The sequence below is a fragment of the Psychromonas sp. SA13A genome, from assembly GCF_011378715.1.
GTDB lineage: Bacteria > Pseudomonadota > Gammaproteobacteria > Enterobacterales > Psychromonadaceae > Psychromonas.
Map to the genome: position 1 here is coordinate 1 of NZ_WTKU01000005.1, position 16,464 is coordinate 16,464.

General features: G+C 37.2%; 14 protein-coding genes. 4 read left to right on the forward strand and 10 right to left on the reverse strand.

What is annotated here, in order from left to right; genetic code table 11:
- The 5 genes from tkt to GQR44_RS06445 form a co-directional block, all read right to left on the reverse strand.
- The coding region (gene tkt, locus GQR44_RS06425) for a transketolase (protein ID WP_166370457.1) at positions 1 to 1,904 on the reverse strand (1,904 nt) is incomplete at its 3' end.
- 260 nt (positions 1,905 to 2,164) lie between these two features.
- Positions 2,165 to 2,680 (reverse strand): GNAT family N-acetyltransferase, encoded by a 516-nt coding sequence (locus GQR44_RS06430; RefSeq protein ID WP_166370459.1) that lies wholly within the window; start codon positions 2,678 to 2,680, stop codon positions 2,165 to 2,167.
- Between the two features lie 141 nt (positions 2,681 to 2,821).
- On the reverse strand, positions 2,822 to 3,271 hold the full coding sequence (locus GQR44_RS06435; protein ID WP_166370461.1) for a GyrI-like domain-containing protein: 450 nt from the start codon (positions 3,269 to 3,271) through the stop codon (positions 2,822 to 2,824).
- A 250-nt stretch (positions 3,272 to 3,521) separates the two neighbouring features.
- Complete coding sequence (locus GQR44_RS06440) at positions 3,522 to 3,908, reverse strand: carboxymuconolactone decarboxylase family protein (RefSeq protein WP_166370463.1); 387 nt, start codon at positions 3,906 to 3,908, stop codon at positions 3,522 to 3,524.
- A 354-nt stretch (positions 3,909 to 4,262) separates the two neighbouring features.
- Positions 4,263 to 4,622, reverse strand: coding sequence for a MerR family transcriptional regulator (locus tag GQR44_RS06445; RefSeq protein ID WP_166370465.1), 360 nt, complete (start codon positions 4,620 to 4,622; stop codon positions 4,263 to 4,265).
- Between the two features lie 118 nt (positions 4,623 to 4,740).
- On the opposite strand from GQR44_RS06445, the gene GQR44_RS06450 reads away from it, so the two are divergent.
- A complete protein-coding gene (locus GQR44_RS06450; protein ID WP_166370467.1) occupies positions 4,741 to 4,917 on the forward strand; it encodes a DUF6435 family protein in 177 nt (58 codons plus the stop codon).
- 199 nt (positions 4,918 to 5,116) lie between these two features.
- Here the strand turns inward: GQR44_RS06450 and GQR44_RS06455 are convergent, their stop codons facing one another.
- The 5 genes from GQR44_RS06455 to GQR44_RS06475 form a co-directional block, all read right to left on the reverse strand.
- The gene (locus tag GQR44_RS06455; protein WP_166370469.1) at positions 5,117 to 5,701 is read right to left on the reverse strand and encodes a VTT domain-containing protein; all 585 of its coding nucleotides are present in this window, start codon (positions 5,699 to 5,701) and stop codon (positions 5,117 to 5,119) included.
- Between the two features lie 395 nt (positions 5,702 to 6,096).
- Positions 6,097 to 6,288: a CsbD family protein gene (locus GQR44_RS06460; protein ID WP_028870287.1), complete on the reverse strand. Its 192-nt coding sequence runs from the start codon at positions 6,286 to 6,288 to the stop codon at positions 6,097 to 6,099.
- Positions 6,289 to 6,627: 339 nt separating this feature from the next.
- Positions 6,628 to 7,593, reverse strand: coding sequence for an endonuclease/exonuclease/phosphatase family protein (locus GQR44_RS06465; RefSeq protein ID WP_166370471.1), 966 nt, complete (start codon positions 7,591 to 7,593; stop codon positions 6,628 to 6,630).
- Positions 7,594 to 7,918: 325 nt separating this feature from the next.
- Positions 7,919 to 8,254 (reverse strand): rhodanese-like domain-containing protein, encoded by a 336-nt coding sequence (locus GQR44_RS06470; RefSeq protein ID WP_166370473.1) that lies wholly within the window; start codon positions 8,252 to 8,254, stop codon positions 7,919 to 7,921.
- 86 nt (positions 8,255 to 8,340) lie between these two features.
- On the reverse strand, positions 8,341 to 9,657 hold the full coding sequence (locus GQR44_RS06475) for a CinA family nicotinamide mononucleotide deamidase-related protein (protein WP_166370475.1): 1,317 nt from the start codon (positions 9,655 to 9,657) through the stop codon (positions 8,341 to 8,343).
- A gap of 385 nt (positions 9,658 to 10,042) precedes the next feature.
- Between GQR44_RS06475 and GQR44_RS06480 the strand changes: the two genes are divergently transcribed.
- The 3 genes from GQR44_RS06480 (at position 10,043) to GQR44_RS06490 (ending at position 16,435) form a co-directional block, all read left to right on the forward strand.
- Positions 10,043 to 11,911, forward strand: a complete 1,869-nt coding sequence (locus GQR44_RS06480) for a DUF294 nucleotidyltransferase-like domain-containing protein (RefSeq protein ID WP_166370477.1) — start codon at positions 10,043 to 10,045, stop codon at positions 11,909 to 11,911.
- A gap of 233 nt (positions 11,912 to 12,144) precedes the next feature.
- Entirely contained in the window at positions 12,145 to 13,320 is a 1,176-nt protein-coding gene (locus tag GQR44_RS06485) for an efflux RND transporter periplasmic adaptor subunit (RefSeq protein WP_166370479.1), read from the forward strand.
- A gap of 4 nt (positions 13,321 to 13,324) precedes the next feature.
- On the forward strand, positions 13,325 to 16,435 hold the full coding sequence (locus GQR44_RS06490; RefSeq protein WP_166370481.1) for an efflux RND transporter permease subunit: 3,111 nt from the start codon (positions 13,325 to 13,327) through the stop codon (positions 16,433 to 16,435).
- The last annotated feature ends 29 nt before the right edge of the window (positions 16,436 to 16,464 follow it).

Here is a 16,464-nt window from a genome sequence, read left to right on the forward strand (position 1 = left end):
GCACCGTTTAAGCCAACGTATTTGTACCAGTAATCAGCAATACCTGCTTCAATTGCTACACGTTTAGTTACCGCTGCTGGTAGTACTGACTCTTTATATTCAGCTGATTGAAGCTCAAACTGCTCTGTACAAGGAATTGATACAACACGTACCGCTTTACCTTGAGCTGTTAATTCTGCAGCACCTTGCATTGCTAACTCAACCTCAGAGCCTGTCGCAATTAAGATGATTTCAGCAGGTGTTTCAGAGTCAAGCAATACATAACCACCTTTTGCCACATCCGCTAATTGCTGTGTATCACGCGCTTGTGGTTTCAGGTTTTGACGGCTAAAGATAAGTGATGACGGTGCATCAACAGATTCAATCGCAAATTTCCAAGCAACAGCAGATTCAACGCTGTCACATGGACGCCATGTGTTCATGTTCGGTGTTAAACGTAAACTTGCAATTTGCTCGACAGGTTGGTGTGTTGGACCATCTTCACCTAGACCAATTGAGTCATGCGTAAACACTTGAATAGAACGTTGCTTCATTATTGCAGACATACGTAGTGCGTTACGTGCGTATTCCATAAACATTAAGAATGTTGCGCCGTAAGGAACAAAACCTTTATGTAATGCAATACCATTGATAATGGCAGCCATTGCAAACTCACGTACGCCGTAATGTAAGTAGTTACCCGTAGCGTCATCAGCAGTAATGGCTTTAGTACCAGACCACATGGTTAAGTTAGATGGCGCTAAATCAGCAGAACCACCTAATAGCTCTGGTAACATTGCACCAAATGCTTCGATACAGTTTTGTGAGGCTTTACGTGTTGCAATATTGCCTTGGTTAGCTTGTAAATCAACAATGTAAGCAGAAGATTTAGCTTCCCATTCAGCAGGCAATTCGTTATTAACACGACGTTTATATTCAGCTGCTAATTCAGGGTAAGCCGCAGCGTAGGCTGCGAATTTTTCATCCCAAGATTGCTCTGCGGCTTGGCCTTGTGTTTTGTTATCCCAACCTGCATAAATATCGGCAGGGATTTCAAATGGACCGTGGTTCCAACCTAATGCTTTACGCGTTGCAGCGATTTCATCGTGACCTAATGGTGCACCGTGACAATCGTGTGTACCTTGCTTAGCAGGTGAGCCAAAACCAATAATTGTTTTACAACAAATCATCGTTGGTTTAGTCGTTTCTGCTTTTGCAGAGATGATAGCCGCTTTAATTTCTTCAGGGTTATGCCCATCAACAGAAATAACTTGCCATCCGTAAGCTTCAAAACGCTTAGGTGTATCATCAGTGAACCAACCTTCTACGTCACCATCGATTGAAATACCGTTGTCATCCCAGAATGCAATCAGTTTACCTAGGCCTAAGGTTCCCGCTAAAGAACAAGCTTCATGAGAAATACCTTCCATTAAACAACCATCACCTAGGAAAGTGTAAGTATGGTGGTCAACAATATCGTGGCCTTCTTTGTTAAAAGAAGCCGCTAAAGAGCGTTCAGCAATCGCCATACCAACGGCATTAGTAATACCTTGGCCTAATGGGCCTGTTGTTGTTTCGACACCTGGTGCGTAACCATATTCCGGATGACCCGGTGTTTTTGAATGTAATTGGCGGAAGCTCTTAAGATCTTCAATTGAAAGGTCGTAACCTGTTAAATGCAATAGAGAATAGATAAGCATTGAACCATGGCCGTTAGACAAAATAAAGCGGTCGCGATCAGCCCAGTTTGGGTTAGTCGGGTTATGCTTTAAAAAGTCAGTCCATAAGACCTGCGCAATATCAGCCATACCCATTGGTGCGCCTGGGTGACCTGAATTGGCTTTTTGGACAGCATCCATACTAAGGGCGCGTATTGCGTTAGCTAACTCTTGACGAGAAGGCTGAGAAGTAGAACTCGATGGCATAAATAACTCCTAAAAATTAAACTTAAATTTAAAAACTAAAATCAGTGTATTTTGTAAATAGGTAAGAAAGTGAGAACTAGATCGACAGAATGGGTAAAATATTTTCAACAGTGCTGCAATACACAAAATATGTGGTTAAATTGATATATTACACTCCACTAAAGTGGTGGGTTTATAAATTAGTGTCTTAATTAAGTGAATTAGTTAAGTGAATTAGTTAAGTGGATTAGTTAAGTGGATTAATTAAGTATCTTCATAAGCTAACAGTCCGATGATTGAGCACGTAGGTAATTAACCACTTTTTCTTCAAAGGTAACCTCAGAATAAAATTCTTTTACCATCTTGGCAGGTGAAATAGGCGTGCGCTCCATTAAAGGAACGGCTCGTCCGGTGGCAGTAATATATGCATGTACATCTGTATGTCGAGCCAATAAAGGCTGAATAACATCTCGATACATCACCTCAGCTAATAGGCTCGCATAACCTTGTTTACGAAAGTCAGGCATAGTCACAAAGTGTATTACGCCTAAATCCTGATATAAGATGCCGTCGAATAAAGTTGTTTTATCCATGCAAGCTTCATAATTTTCTAACAGACTATAAGCCACCAGCTGTTCATCAACATACAACTTGAGTAATTCAGCTTGAGTACCATGACGCAATTGCTCATGCTCAGTTAACCATTGGAATAAGTACCACATTTTCATGTTAACTTGCCCTAAGTTGAGCATTTCTTGCGCACAATCTTTAGCATTACAATATTCAAAGCGTTGCATTTATTACCTATATTTATTTAATGAGCCTAATAGAGCTTCTGGCCAAAATAACCATTCACATTAGCATTAGCATTAGCATTAGCATTAGCATTAGCATTAAAGAATACAATGCAGGCTGAGCAGTAACCACAATAGCGAGTGTTATTTTATCGCAATGTGTATTTCAATTTCATTATAGTTTGGATAAAACTCAAAATCAGTGGAATAAGTGCGCTGATGTTTAGCCTCTGGATTCGAAAAATAATTCCAAACCTCAGTCCACCCATCAATGGCAATTTGTGGCATTTCTCCTTTGTGTTTAAAGACAAGATACTTGCCAGCGGAGATTACTACTTTTTGTAAAGGTATAGATGCAGGTAAATTTTTACCATAAAAACCAGCTAATACACTAAATTGACCGCGAGCATCTGATTCATAATCAAAATATACTCCGTAAACTCTTTCTCCACTTTGATAATCAACATCAACAACCTTATCAAACTGTTGCCACAAAGCGCCTATTTTTCCTTTATCAGCGCTCATTTCAGTTTCATTATCAGTTCTGATACTTAAGCCATGCAGTATTTTTTCTGAAACATTACGTATCGTCATAACAAATCCAAGTAAAAAATCGGATAGTTTACCGAAGTATTCAACAGAAGCACTACTATGAGGCAATACTATGCAGCAGTGAATAGTTTTGCTCATGCTAAGTTGAGGTTAGTTATATCACAATCAAGAATAAGGATTAAAAGTTATAAATATTATCCTGGTTATTTTCCAGAGGAGTTGATCTTTGAAGTGTATTTTTCTAGTGCATCAAAGGAAAACTGTGATGCACAAGTATCTATATTTCCTAATATTAACTATTGATAATGGCACGCTCAATAAAGACTTCTTTTGCTATCTGCATCGCATTGAGTGCAGCAGGAAAACCTGCATAAACAGCCATTTGTATAATTACTTCTGTCACTTCCTGTGGTTTACATCCTACATTCAGCGCACCATTAATATGTACATTTAATTGCGGTAAGCAACTCCCCATTGCAGTTAATGCAGCCACCGTTGCTAATTCTCTGCTCTTAAGATCAAGCCCTGCTCTAGGGTAGATATCACCAAAAGCAAACTCAATAGTATACTTGGCTAAGTCGGGAGAAATAGTTGCTAAACTATCAATCACTTTTTGCCCTGCCTCTCCATCAATTTCTTGTAATTTGATAAGGCCATCTTGATAACGTTTATTATTCATTTTCTTTCCTTATGTATTTATTAATAAGCCAACTTTCAATAACAATCGGATTTCGTTAACCACTCTACAACTTAGAGCCAACTCTAAGTCAAGTGTTTAAAAGATGAAAAATTTGAGAAGATTAGCCAATGGGCAAAACGTAGATTTATTAATATAAGTTTATGAAAATTTTGAATTGTCGACAGTGACTTTATAAGAAATTTAATATCAAAGAATTAAGCTGTAACACTTTTATTTTAATGACTTTTAATTTTAATGCCTTGTTATTTAATGATTTAAGGAAGGTATATTAAGGAAAGGTAATTGAAATAATAGCGAGTACAAATTGTTTATAAATTATATTGATGCCTATATTCATTGCACTTTAATAACGTCGCTATAATAGGTGATTTTTTGTTGCAGCTTCTTAAGGTTTAACTGCTGCTCAGTAATATTTTCCTCAAGTTTAAGGGCGTGATCCTGTAACATCTTCATTCTTTGCTCTGATGTCGAAATGCCCTGCTCTCTTAATTCTGCATACTTCAAGATTCCTTCCAGTGGCATCCCCGTATCTTTTAATCGCTTTATAAAGGCGACCCAAACTATATCTTGCTCTGTAAACCAACGGTGGCCACTGCTATTACGAGAAATGTTTTTTAATAACCCCATTTTTTCATAATATCTAACGGTATAAGCAGTGAGCTTGGTTGCCTCTGAAAATTTTTTAATATTCATGAATTTTTCCTAATCTTGAATTCAAGTAATAAGTCCTAATAATTAAAATATACACTAACAAAGTAAACCAAATGAGTGATCAAAACGTATAACTCGAAACAACCTCAAGGAGTAAATCATGTTTTCAATATTTAAAAAAGATCCAATTAAAAAACTCAACCAACAACTGTCTGCAAAATTAGAGGAAGCAATGAACGCACAGCGTAACGGCGATATAAGAACTTACTCGCAATTAAGCTTTGAAGCACAAGAAATTGAAAAGCAGTTAATCGTCTTAGAAAATGCAAACAAGTAGAAGATTATTGATAGCCTTATAAATTTATCTTTGTATTTAAGAGCTCATTTGGTTGCATGTGATAGAGCCTTTGACAGTCCCTATTAACTTAGATTGAGATGGTGTTGTTTATTAGGGTATCGATCATTAGGGTATCAAATATTATACTAGCGATTGTTTTAGAGCTGTGGCGATTGACAATGATCTAATACTAAATGGCTTATAAGACAGCACTTAATGCCCACCCTCCTAGTATTAGAATAGTTAGACTAATCATCGCTTTCTTTTTGTGTTTATTGATAATGCGTTCAGCATGGTTTCCTGCATAATATACAACTAACGCCAAACCAAAGTAACGAATAGAACGTGCAATTGCAGAAGCAATTAAAAATAAAGTAAGTGAGTACTTAGTTGCACCAGCAGCAAGCATTGCGATTTGGAATGGAATCGGAATAATGCCTAGTGTAATAACAAACCAAAATCCTTGATTTTCCATGCTTTGTCTGACATTTTCAAACTGTGTTGGGTTTGAAAATGTTTCAATGATCCAATCGCCAACCACATCAAATAAATAATACCCAAGTGCATAACCAAATAAAGCGCCCACAATACAACCTAAGGTTGCCATTAAGGCAATAAGCCAAAGCTTTTCGCGACGTGCCTGCATTAACGGTACTAATACCGCTTCCAATGGGATGGGAACAATGGTTGATTCCAAAAATGATGCAATCGTAATACCACTCAACATATGCTTTGAATCAATAAACTTACGTGTTTTTTGTTTTATCTTTTTTTGGATTGGCATAATGTATCTCTTTAGTGGCTAGGATCTTGGTTAGCTACCGTTTCAGTTACCTGATGGTTAAATCAGCTGATGACTAAGTTAACTGATTATGTAAGTTATTTAGTAGTTATTTAAAATCAAATAGCAGTTATTTAGTATCAAAGTTGCAGATATGAATATTGTTCATCATCAATAAAATAATTTTGAATATACCCTTTTAAAATAACGTTAATGGCTTCATTTTTAGCATATAAGTATGAAGGCGTATTGATATGGAGGACTGATTAATGGGGCAGCAATCAGGGGCTACCCCTAGAACTTAGACAACATTTTACTACTACAAACCTACTTAGCACTTAACTTATGCATCGATGTATGTACAGCTTGAGTACGGTCGTTGCCCTATGTAAAACGACTTAGTAGTATGATTTTTCAAACTCTTTTTTGGCTTCATCTTCAGCCATTCCATACTTCTCTTGCATTTTTCCTTGAAACTTTTCTAGGTTACCATCAATTTCTTGTAAATCATCATCAGTTAATTTACCCCAATTCGCTTTAAGTGTACCTGAAACTTGTTTCCACTTACCTTCGATAATATCGTTGTTCATTAAGTAACTCCTTGCTTTATTATAAGGTTTATTAAACTTGGTTTAATAAAAGAGCCATTAAAAAGAATATTTAAAAATAACATCGTCATTAGAATCATTTATGTTACAGAACTTTTCATTGAACTCAATTAACTACAACCAAGTTCCATGCCAACACATAAATCATTGATTATTAAATAAAAACATAAAAGGTAAGTGATAAGCATGTGACTTCTTTGTAATAATTACAGCCCTGCTTGTCAATATTTCATGGGGCACAATGAAAACAAATGCTCAATAAGTTACATTATTGAATAATGCCTTACGCCATAGCAGTTGAATCTAGCAACGCTATAGTGATTATTTATTAACGTAAACTAACTCACTGAGTAAAGGGAAGTGATCTGAGTCGATAGATGGCATTCTTTGTATTGAACCCAACTCAAAATGTTCACTATGGAAAATATGATCTAGAGGCCAACGCAAAATAGGATAACTGGCATGAAACGTATTAAACATGCCCCTGCCCATCCTTGGATCCTTAAGTCCACTAATACGCCTAAAAGCACGCGTAGTTGGCGACCAAGCAACATCATTTAAATCGCCGGTCACTATAATAGGCTCCGTTTGTCCTGCAACTTGCTTTGCAATTACCAATAACTCCCGATCTCTTGGCGTTGAGGTTGTGTTCTCTGTTGGACTTGGCGGCGCAGGATGTAGAAAATGACATTTAACTTTAATATTATTTTTTAACACTAAATAACAGTGTATTGAAGGGATCCCTTCCTCGATAAGCTCTAATAATTGTACATCCTCTAATACAAACTTACTGTAAAGGTGCATACCGTATAAATTATCTAATGGGCAATTAACTCGATGTGGATATTCGCTATGGATGGGGTGTAATGCATCTTCCCACCATTGATCTGTTTCCAAGGTCACCACCACATCAGGCTGGTATGACTGAATTAACTTAATTAACTTTTCAGCAGAATGATTGGGCATCAGTACATTGCTGGTCATTATTTTAATTGATTGTTGATATGGTGCGGTCGCCTTTTTCACTTGTATTGGATATAGCCTTGTGTAAGGAAAAATCCAAGCGATTTGATACAAAGATAATAAACCGTTAATACTAACAAGCACAATTGCCATGCTAGGAGAAGCAAGGAAGAGGCTAGCAATGGTAAGACTCACAGTGAGTACGGCAATTTGTACGCGCGGAAACTCCCACACTCTCGATAACCAATGATTACTCGGTAATAAAGGCACTAGTGTCACGCACAACATGATGCAAGTGAATAGGATAATAATAATTTCAAACATCTTCAATTCCTTGGCTAACTATCTTTTAAATAACTATTTTCTAAATAGCCATTTTTTAAATAAGCACTTTTTAATAACTATGTTGCTCTAAATAGCTATGTATTTCTAAATAATTGGTTCTAATTATGTCTTAATATGCCTTAATTATAGCGCAGTGAGAACTACGTTATGCCCTATGACGTGTGCATTAATTAATGACAGGGTAATGAAGAGATAATCTTGTAAGAATAAGATCATCTAGGAAGTTCATAAAGTAATAATCGATACTTTGTATTTCATGATCCATTGTGTGCGATAATTTTTCGCTAGCGTAACCATTAATACTTTACTGAGAAAGTCCTCTTTGTTTTCGCGCCTCCTCAATACTGCCAGCATTGTGTAAATTTTTATATCCTTCTAGCTTTAGCGCTGAAATGGCGATATCAGATCTCCCCCCAGTTTTATCATAAAAATAGAAAACTGTTTCTCTATCGGGAAACAGTTTAACCACTTCTCTAACAATATTAGAATGCGAAATACGTAAGTCTCCTGCAATATTGTCACGTTGATTTTCCACTAAGGTACGAACATCAATCCACACCGGTTCATCAGCATAAGACAATGAACTAAATAGCATAGCCAAGGTAAATGAAGCGATACTAATAAGCCTTTTAATTTTCATTAAATAACTCCTTTTGAGCTAACCATAGTTTTTAGTTAACCATAGTTTTGAGTTAACCACAGTTTGAGTTAACCACAGTCTTCAGGTTAATTTAATAGATCTCGCAAATTGTAAATCGCTGAGTCAGTGCGTTTAATATAACTGTAATCCGCAACCGGTGATAACTCTAAAATAGCTCTACGTAACATATCAAAGGCAATGGCGACGGTTAAATCACGAATGTAATCTCGACTTCTCGTCGCGGTTATATTGATCTTCTGGCAATAGATTTTTTGTTGTGCTTTAACCGCAATCACCACCGTACCAACTGGGTGTTGATCTGAGCCGCCACTAGGGCCTGCAATGCCGGTAGTCGCGATCGCAAAATCAGGCGTTGTAATATTGGGGTTAGCACAAGCTACGCCAGCGGCCATCTGTGCAGCACAAATTAATGAAACTTCAGATTGCTCAGCAATATCTGTTGCTTGTACATTAAGTAAGCCTATTTTTGCTTCATTACAATAACTAACAACACCTTGTTTAAGGTAATGAGAGCTACCAGAAAAAGCAACTAATTGACTGCAAATCTCGCCGCCAGTTAATGACTCTGCAATGGCCAAAGTACTATCTCTTTCACTAAGCAGATGATGTACTTCTGCCGCTAAGGTGTCCTTATTTCTCGCAACAATACCATCACCTAATAAACTAACCGCTTGTGATATTGCTAGCGATTGCTGTTCTTGAGTCACATCACGTGCGATTAACTTTAACTCTAAATAAGGCATGTAAGAACGGTAACCAAGCGTGATACCTGCTGGCCAAGTAAGTTGTTCTAAACGTTCAGCCATCTCTGATTCACCAATACCAATACTTAACAATTTAGTGACTTCAACTTTACTCTGTTTTGTTGCCTGAGATTTAACAAAGGGAATAAATTGCTCTAACACCATTTTTTTGTATTCATGGGGAACTCCAGGTGTAAAAAAGAACCAAGCTTGATTTAATTTGACTCTAAACCCACAGGCACTACCCACTGGATTATCAACAACTAATGCACCTTTAGGTAACAAAGCTTGCTTTAAATTACTAGCAGTTAGGGCGATATTTCGTCCTTTTGCCCACTGAGTTAAAGTAGCACGCCATTCGGCACTCTCTTCTAACTCAACGCCCATTGCTTTGGCCATCGCTAACGAAGATAGGTCATCTGCGGTAGGCCCGAGTCCACCATTAACTAAAATGATATCTGCACGATGACTTCGCTCTTCAAATACTTCGATTAAATCAGCTAATCTATCACCAACCGTGGTACGACGATGCATCTCAAAGCCATTATCCATCAATTGATTACCTAACCAGGCAGCATTAGTATCGACAATCTGTCCTGCTAATACTTCTTCACCAGTGCATATCATTTCTAGCTTCATAAACTCTCTTTATTAGTTGTTTGATTGCTTACATAAAACAATGCTAGCGTACTCATCTATACTGACTAAAAGATGGTACGCCCATTAGGATTGGTAATAACGCCTTGATTGTTGGTTTACTTTAACATGTTCAAATAAAAAATATTCTATCTATATTTGATTAATCAAAGCGGCTCCGACAAGGTATTAGGGCTGTTAATTTATCTATATCTATTATCGTTCACAGTTAACAATTAAAGCTAATTTTATCGAGTAAGTACAAATAATATGCAGCTTTCAATTCACCGATCAAAAACGTAGACTACCCTATAAGTACAATTTAAGAATAGGTTTAATTTCTCGGTCAACACAACGATCAACATTCAATACAAAAAGCATGGTTAATATGGATAATCAAGTACTTCCCAACATTTTGTCTTTTCTGCAGAACATCCCTACCTTCAGTGAACTTCCAAGGAATACACTCGAAGAGGTTGCTGAAGCCGTTGATATTATTGTGCTTGATGAAGGAGAAATACTAAACCAAGATCTTGAAAAATCGTACCTTTATATTATTAAAAATGGTGTTATTAAACAAAATAATCCAGATGGTTCGCTTCGTTCAAAACTAAGTAATGATGATATTTTTGGATTTAACCTGCAGCCCGATGATGCTAAACAAACCTATTCAACGACTGCCATTGAAGAGACCTTACTCTATCAATTCAATTACCTTGTGTTGATGAAACAAATTGAAGCTTATCCTGACATTAAGTCACAGTTGAATTTAAGCTTAAAAATCCGTTTAAAAGCTAGCATCACAGATCCAAATAAGTCACGTCAATCGTCACATCAATATATGCGAGCCTGCGCTGATTTAATGACCTCTAAAATGGCCTTGGTATCAGCCGATGACAGCATACAAAGTGTTGCCAATCAAATGCGCGATGCGGTAGGTGTTTCCTGTGCGTTTATTATTGCCAAAAACAACGCATTAATTGGTGTGGTCACCGATAAAGACATCACCCACCGTGTTGTCGCTGATTGCGTTGATATAAATCAACCAATTAGTACTGTAATGACCGTCAACCCTTATACTATTTTTGGTAATGAGTTGGTGATGGAAGCAATACGCTTGATGACTAAATACAATATTCAACATATTCCAGTGGTGGATAATAAGCATCAAGTGATTGGCTATATTACCCCCAAAGATTTAATCCAAAACAGTGGTGTTCAAGGTATTTACTTAGTCGATAAAATTCGCCATGCGCATTCTATTACGCATTTAATTGAGTTGTCGGAGCAACGTAATGAGGCCTTCCAAGAAATAATGGAAAGTACTTCGTCACCTAGTTTAGTCGGACAAACACTAACGACTATTTATGATGCTTTTACCCATCGCTTAATTGAATTAGCGATTGAAGCCTTTGGTAAACCACCCTGCGCTTTTTCTTGGATGGTCGCCGGTTCACATGCTCGTAATGAAGTTCATTTAGCTTCAGATCAAGATAACGCAATTATTCTAGCTGAGGATGCAACGCGAGCTGACCGTATGTATTTTAATCATCTGGCTATGTATATCTGTAAAGGATTATCTAACCTTGGTTACACTTTATGTACCGGTAGATTTATGGCAGCAACACCCAAATGGTGCCAAAATAGCAAAGTCTGGAAAGAGTATTATCGCAAATGGAGTGATAAACCAGAGTATGATTCACTGCTTAACCTAAATGTGTTTATTGAAATTCGCCATATTTACGGGGATAAAAATTTGTTTGATGGTATCAATGAATATCGTCAGCAGCAGATCAGTAATAATTTTCAATTATCCTTGGCTTTGGTTAAAAATGCACTGAGAACTCGTCCTCCACTAGGTATTTTTCAGAACTTAGTGTTGGAGAAAGACGGCCATAATAATCGTGTTTTAAACATCAAAAAAGCAGCGATCAGTTGTATATCTGACGTCGTGCGTATTTATGCCATCATGAATAATTGTCGCTATATCAATACTAATGAACGTATCAAATGGTTATATCAAGAAAAAATTCTCAATAAAGTGACTTATCAAGATTTGAAAGGCACCTACCAATACGTTTGCCATTTGAGGTATCAACACCAACAGCAAGCAATAGAGAATAATCAGACCATTGATAACCTATTAACACCGAATTTATTTGGCAGTTTTGAGCGACAGCATTTAAAAGACTCTTTTCGCATTGTAAGCAGTTTTCAGAACCAGATAAAAATGAAATTTATGAAATTCACTAAGTAACTATTATTTAACGGTTTACTTAATAATTAGGAAAGCTGCTTCGCACTTATTAAGTAAATGCTTTAAAGGTAATCTATAACAGCATAACAAAACCAAAATAGTCGTCAAAATAACAACCAGAATCGAAACTAAAGACCTTCCTTAATTAAACCTTAACTTCCTCTTAACCCTCTCCATGAGACTATTGAAGAATCCGTATCTATTGATACTAAATTTTCATTTAAGGTTGATCTATGTTTTTTGCTCGCGAAGTTAAATACTCTTTACTGTTATTACTACTACCCTTGGGCTTATTCGGGTGTAGTGACCAAACTGAGCCCAATAAAAGGCCGGTGCAAAGTATCCACGTTGATACTTCAACGTTAACTTATTCAACATTACGTTTAACGACCGAATTACCGGGGCGGATTACCGCTTTTAAAGAAGCAGAAGTAAGGCCACAAATCACAGGTATAATAGAAAGCCGCTTATACAAGGAAGGCAGTTATGTAGAAAAGGGAGATATCCTTTTTCAAATAGATCCAACGACTTATCAATCAACCGTTAACAGTGCTAATGCTGAACTAAAAAAAGCTTTAAGCAGCGAAAGAAATGCAAAAAAAGAAATGGCGCGTTATGCCCAGCTATTAAAGAAAAAACTAAGTAGCCAACAATTATTTGATTCTGCAGAAGCCGCATACCTAGAGGCCAAAGCTGAAGTAGCCGTTCGCCAAGCAACGTTAGATTACGCAAATATAGAATTATCTTACACCAAAATTAAAGCACCTATATCAGGTAAAGCAGGCTTCTCTCAAGTATCAGAAGGGTCGCTATTAACATCGGGTCAATCAGACTACATTACCACTGTTATTCAAACTGATAATGTCTATATTGATATGCAACAATCTGCAGTTGCTTTTTATAAAATACAACAAGAATTTAAAAATGCTACCACTAAAAATCCAACTGTCCCTGTTTCTATCACACTAGAAGATGGCACTATTTATGATCAAACTGGCCACTTAGAATTTACAGATACTCAAACTAATGGTTCAACGGGCACAGTCGCTTTACGTGCAATTATTGCAAATCCAGATAATGCCCTGTTAGCTGGAATGTATGTTAGAGCTAAAATTTCAATGCCAGAAGCGCGTGACTACCTTGTTGTAAAACAATCAACTGTTGTAAGAAGCCAGTCAGGACTACCTTCGGTATTTATTGTTGATGATAACAATCAGATAGTAAAAAAATCTATCGTATTGGGTAATGAAGTAGATAACGGATGGGTTGTTAAAGAGGGATTAAAAGCAGGTGATAATGTCGTCATTAACAATTTAGCTAAAGTTAAAAATGGCTTAACAGTCATTGTTGATAACGCCTCTAACACTGCAACAACAAAAACTGACAATCAATCAAAAGATCAGGATTAATTACATGTCTAACTTTTTTATTCACAGACCTATTTTTGCTTGGGTGCTTGCCATTGTTGTTATGATGGCAGGTATAGCTTCTATTTTGACATTACCTGTAGCGCAGTACCCTACTATTGCACCACCAGCAATTTCAATTTCGGCAACCTACACGGGTGCGTCAGCTAAAACCATTGAAGATACTGTGACCCAGGTTATTGAACAAAGCATGACAGGATTAGATAACCTGCTTTACATGTCGTCAACCAGTGATTCCTCTGGTAGCGCAAAAATAACATTAACTTTTAGTGCCGATACCGACCCCGATACTGCACAGGTACAGGTATCAAATAGCTTACAAAAAGTCAGCAGTCGCTTACCTGCTGCAGTACAAAATGCAGGTACATCTGTCACTAAGAGTACGTCTGGTTTTATCTCCGTAACCACCTTATATTCTGAAGATGGTTCGATGAGTGCAGGAGACATTCAAGATTATGCAAACTCTAATATTAAAGACATTATTAGCCGTGTAAATGGTGTCGGTAGTGTGACTATTTTTGGTCCATCTTACGCCATGCGAATTTGGTTAGATCCAGCTAAATTAAATAGTTATAACTTAACACCGGTAGATATTTCTACTGCCGTATCAGCACAAAATAGCCAAGTCACAGTAGGACAATTAGGCGGCACACCTTCAACAGAGTCACAATTAATCAATGCCACTATCACAGCACAAAGTTTATTAACAACGGTAGATGAATTTAAAAACATTTATCTTAAAGTTAATTCAGATGGCTCGCAGGTCCGACTTCAAGATGTTGCGCGTGTTGAACTAGCAAGCGAAAGCTCAAGTGTGATCCCTACTTTTAATGGCTACGCAACATCAGGTATTGCAATAACACTTGCTTCAGGTGCAAATTCATTAGATACGCAAGCAGGGGTAGATGCAAAATTAGCACAATTATCTGAGTCATTTCCTACTGGTTTAGAGATAGCGAAAGCAGTTGATACCAATGCATTTATTCGAATATCTATTAGTGAAGTAGTCACAACATTAATAGAAGCAATCGTATTAGTATTTTTAGTTATGCTGTTATTTCTACAAAATTTCCGAGCAACATTAATTCCAACCATTGCGGTACCTGTTGTATTACTGGGTACGTTTGCAATCATGTCGGTATTGGGCTTCTCTATCAACACCTTAACCATGTTTGGGTTGGTGTTAGCCATTGGTTTGTTGGTTGATGATGCGATTGTTGTTGTCGAAAATGTCGAACGAATAATGCATGAAGAGAAACTATCACCATTTGAAGCAACCAAAAAATCAATGGGACAAATTACCAGCGCATTAGTCGGTATTACCATGGTATTAATGGTGGTATTTATTCCAATGGCCTTCATGTCTGGCTCTACGGGTATTATCTATAAACAATTCTCTCTGACTATTGTATCTGCAATGGGATTATCAGTATTAGTGGCTTTAGTATTAACACCGGTACTGTGTGCGACGTTATTAAAACCGGTTGATAAAGAAAGAAACCTTAAAGTATTCGAAATATTTAACCGTTTATTTGACAAATTATTAGGAAAATATAACACCTCTATTAAACACTTATTATTGCGTCCGATTCGTTTTTCTTTAATTTATATCCTATTGTTCGGCGGTACTGTTTACTTATATAACTCATTACCAAGTTCTTTTTTACCTAATGAAGACCAAGGTTCATTTATGGTCATGGTATCAACACCAACGGGGACAACTCTGAAAGAAACCAATGTAGTAATGGATGAAGTAAAAAGCTACTTTGAAGAAAATGAGCCAGATCTAGTGACTTCTGTTTTTACCGTTGCAGGATTTAACTTCTCTGGAACGGGCCAAAATGCCGGCATGGCATTTATTGGTTTAAAAGACTGGGCAGAAAGAACTGAACCAGGTACCGATGCGAACGCGATTATTGCACGTACTATGAAGCATTTTTCAGGTTATAAAAAAGCATCTGTATTTGCTTTTAGTAGCCCTCCTATTCGTGAATTAGGGCAAGCAACTGGTTTTGACTTTTATCTGCAAGATGTGGGTAGTATTGGTCATGAAAAACTCATTGAGCTACGTAACCAATTATTAGAAAAAATAGCACAAAGTCCATTGATACAAAATGCAAGACCAAATGGTTTGGAAGATACGGCACAATTTTACCTCGATATTGACTATGAAAAAGCCAAGGTATTAGGTCTCGATATTGATGATATTAATAACTCGCTCTCTATTGCATGGGGTTCTTCTTATGTGAATGACTTCATAGACCGAGGTCGATCTAAAAAGGTTTATATTCAGGCTGATGCTGAATATCGTATGACACCAGAAGACATGAACCTTTGGTTTATACGTAATGATAAAGGTGAAATGGTACCATTATCAGCTTTTAGTTCCTCACATTGGGGAACAGGCTCCCCACAGTTATCACGTTTTAATGGTAACTCTGCAGTCGAAATATTAGGTGAAGCAGCACCGGGGTATAGTACCGGTGATGCAATGGCTGAAGTTGATAAAATAGCAGCAGAGCTTTCTAGTGATGTACAAGTTAGTTGGACTGGTATGTCATATCAAGAGTTAGAAGCAGGTAACCAAGCACCTATTTTGTATGGCATTTCGCTATTGATGGTATTCCTTTGTTTAGCAGCGCTTTATGAAAGTTGGAGCATTCCAATCGCGATCATTTTAGTTGTACCGTTAGGTATTTTGGGCGCGTTAGCAGCTGTTATGATACGAGGGCTTGAAAACGATGTTTATTTCCAAGTAGGCGTATTGACCACCATTGGATTAACGGCTAAAAATGCCATTTTGATTGTCGAGTTTGCCAAAGAGTTATATGGAAAAGGAATGAACTTAATTGATGCTACAGTCAAAGCCTGTGAAATGCGTTTACGTCCGATCATTATGACATCATTAGCATTTGGTTTAGGTGTTTTACCCTTAGTGATCAGTACCGGAGCAGGCGCGAATGCGCGTAATGCCATTGGTACATCAGTGCTTGGTGGTATGATTGCAGCAACCTGCTTAGTGATTTATTTTGCACCTTTATTCTTTGTTTTAATTCTGAATATGGTGAAAAAGACGCGCTCGATCCTAACAAAATAACAATAGCATGATATAAGCATTAAAAAAGG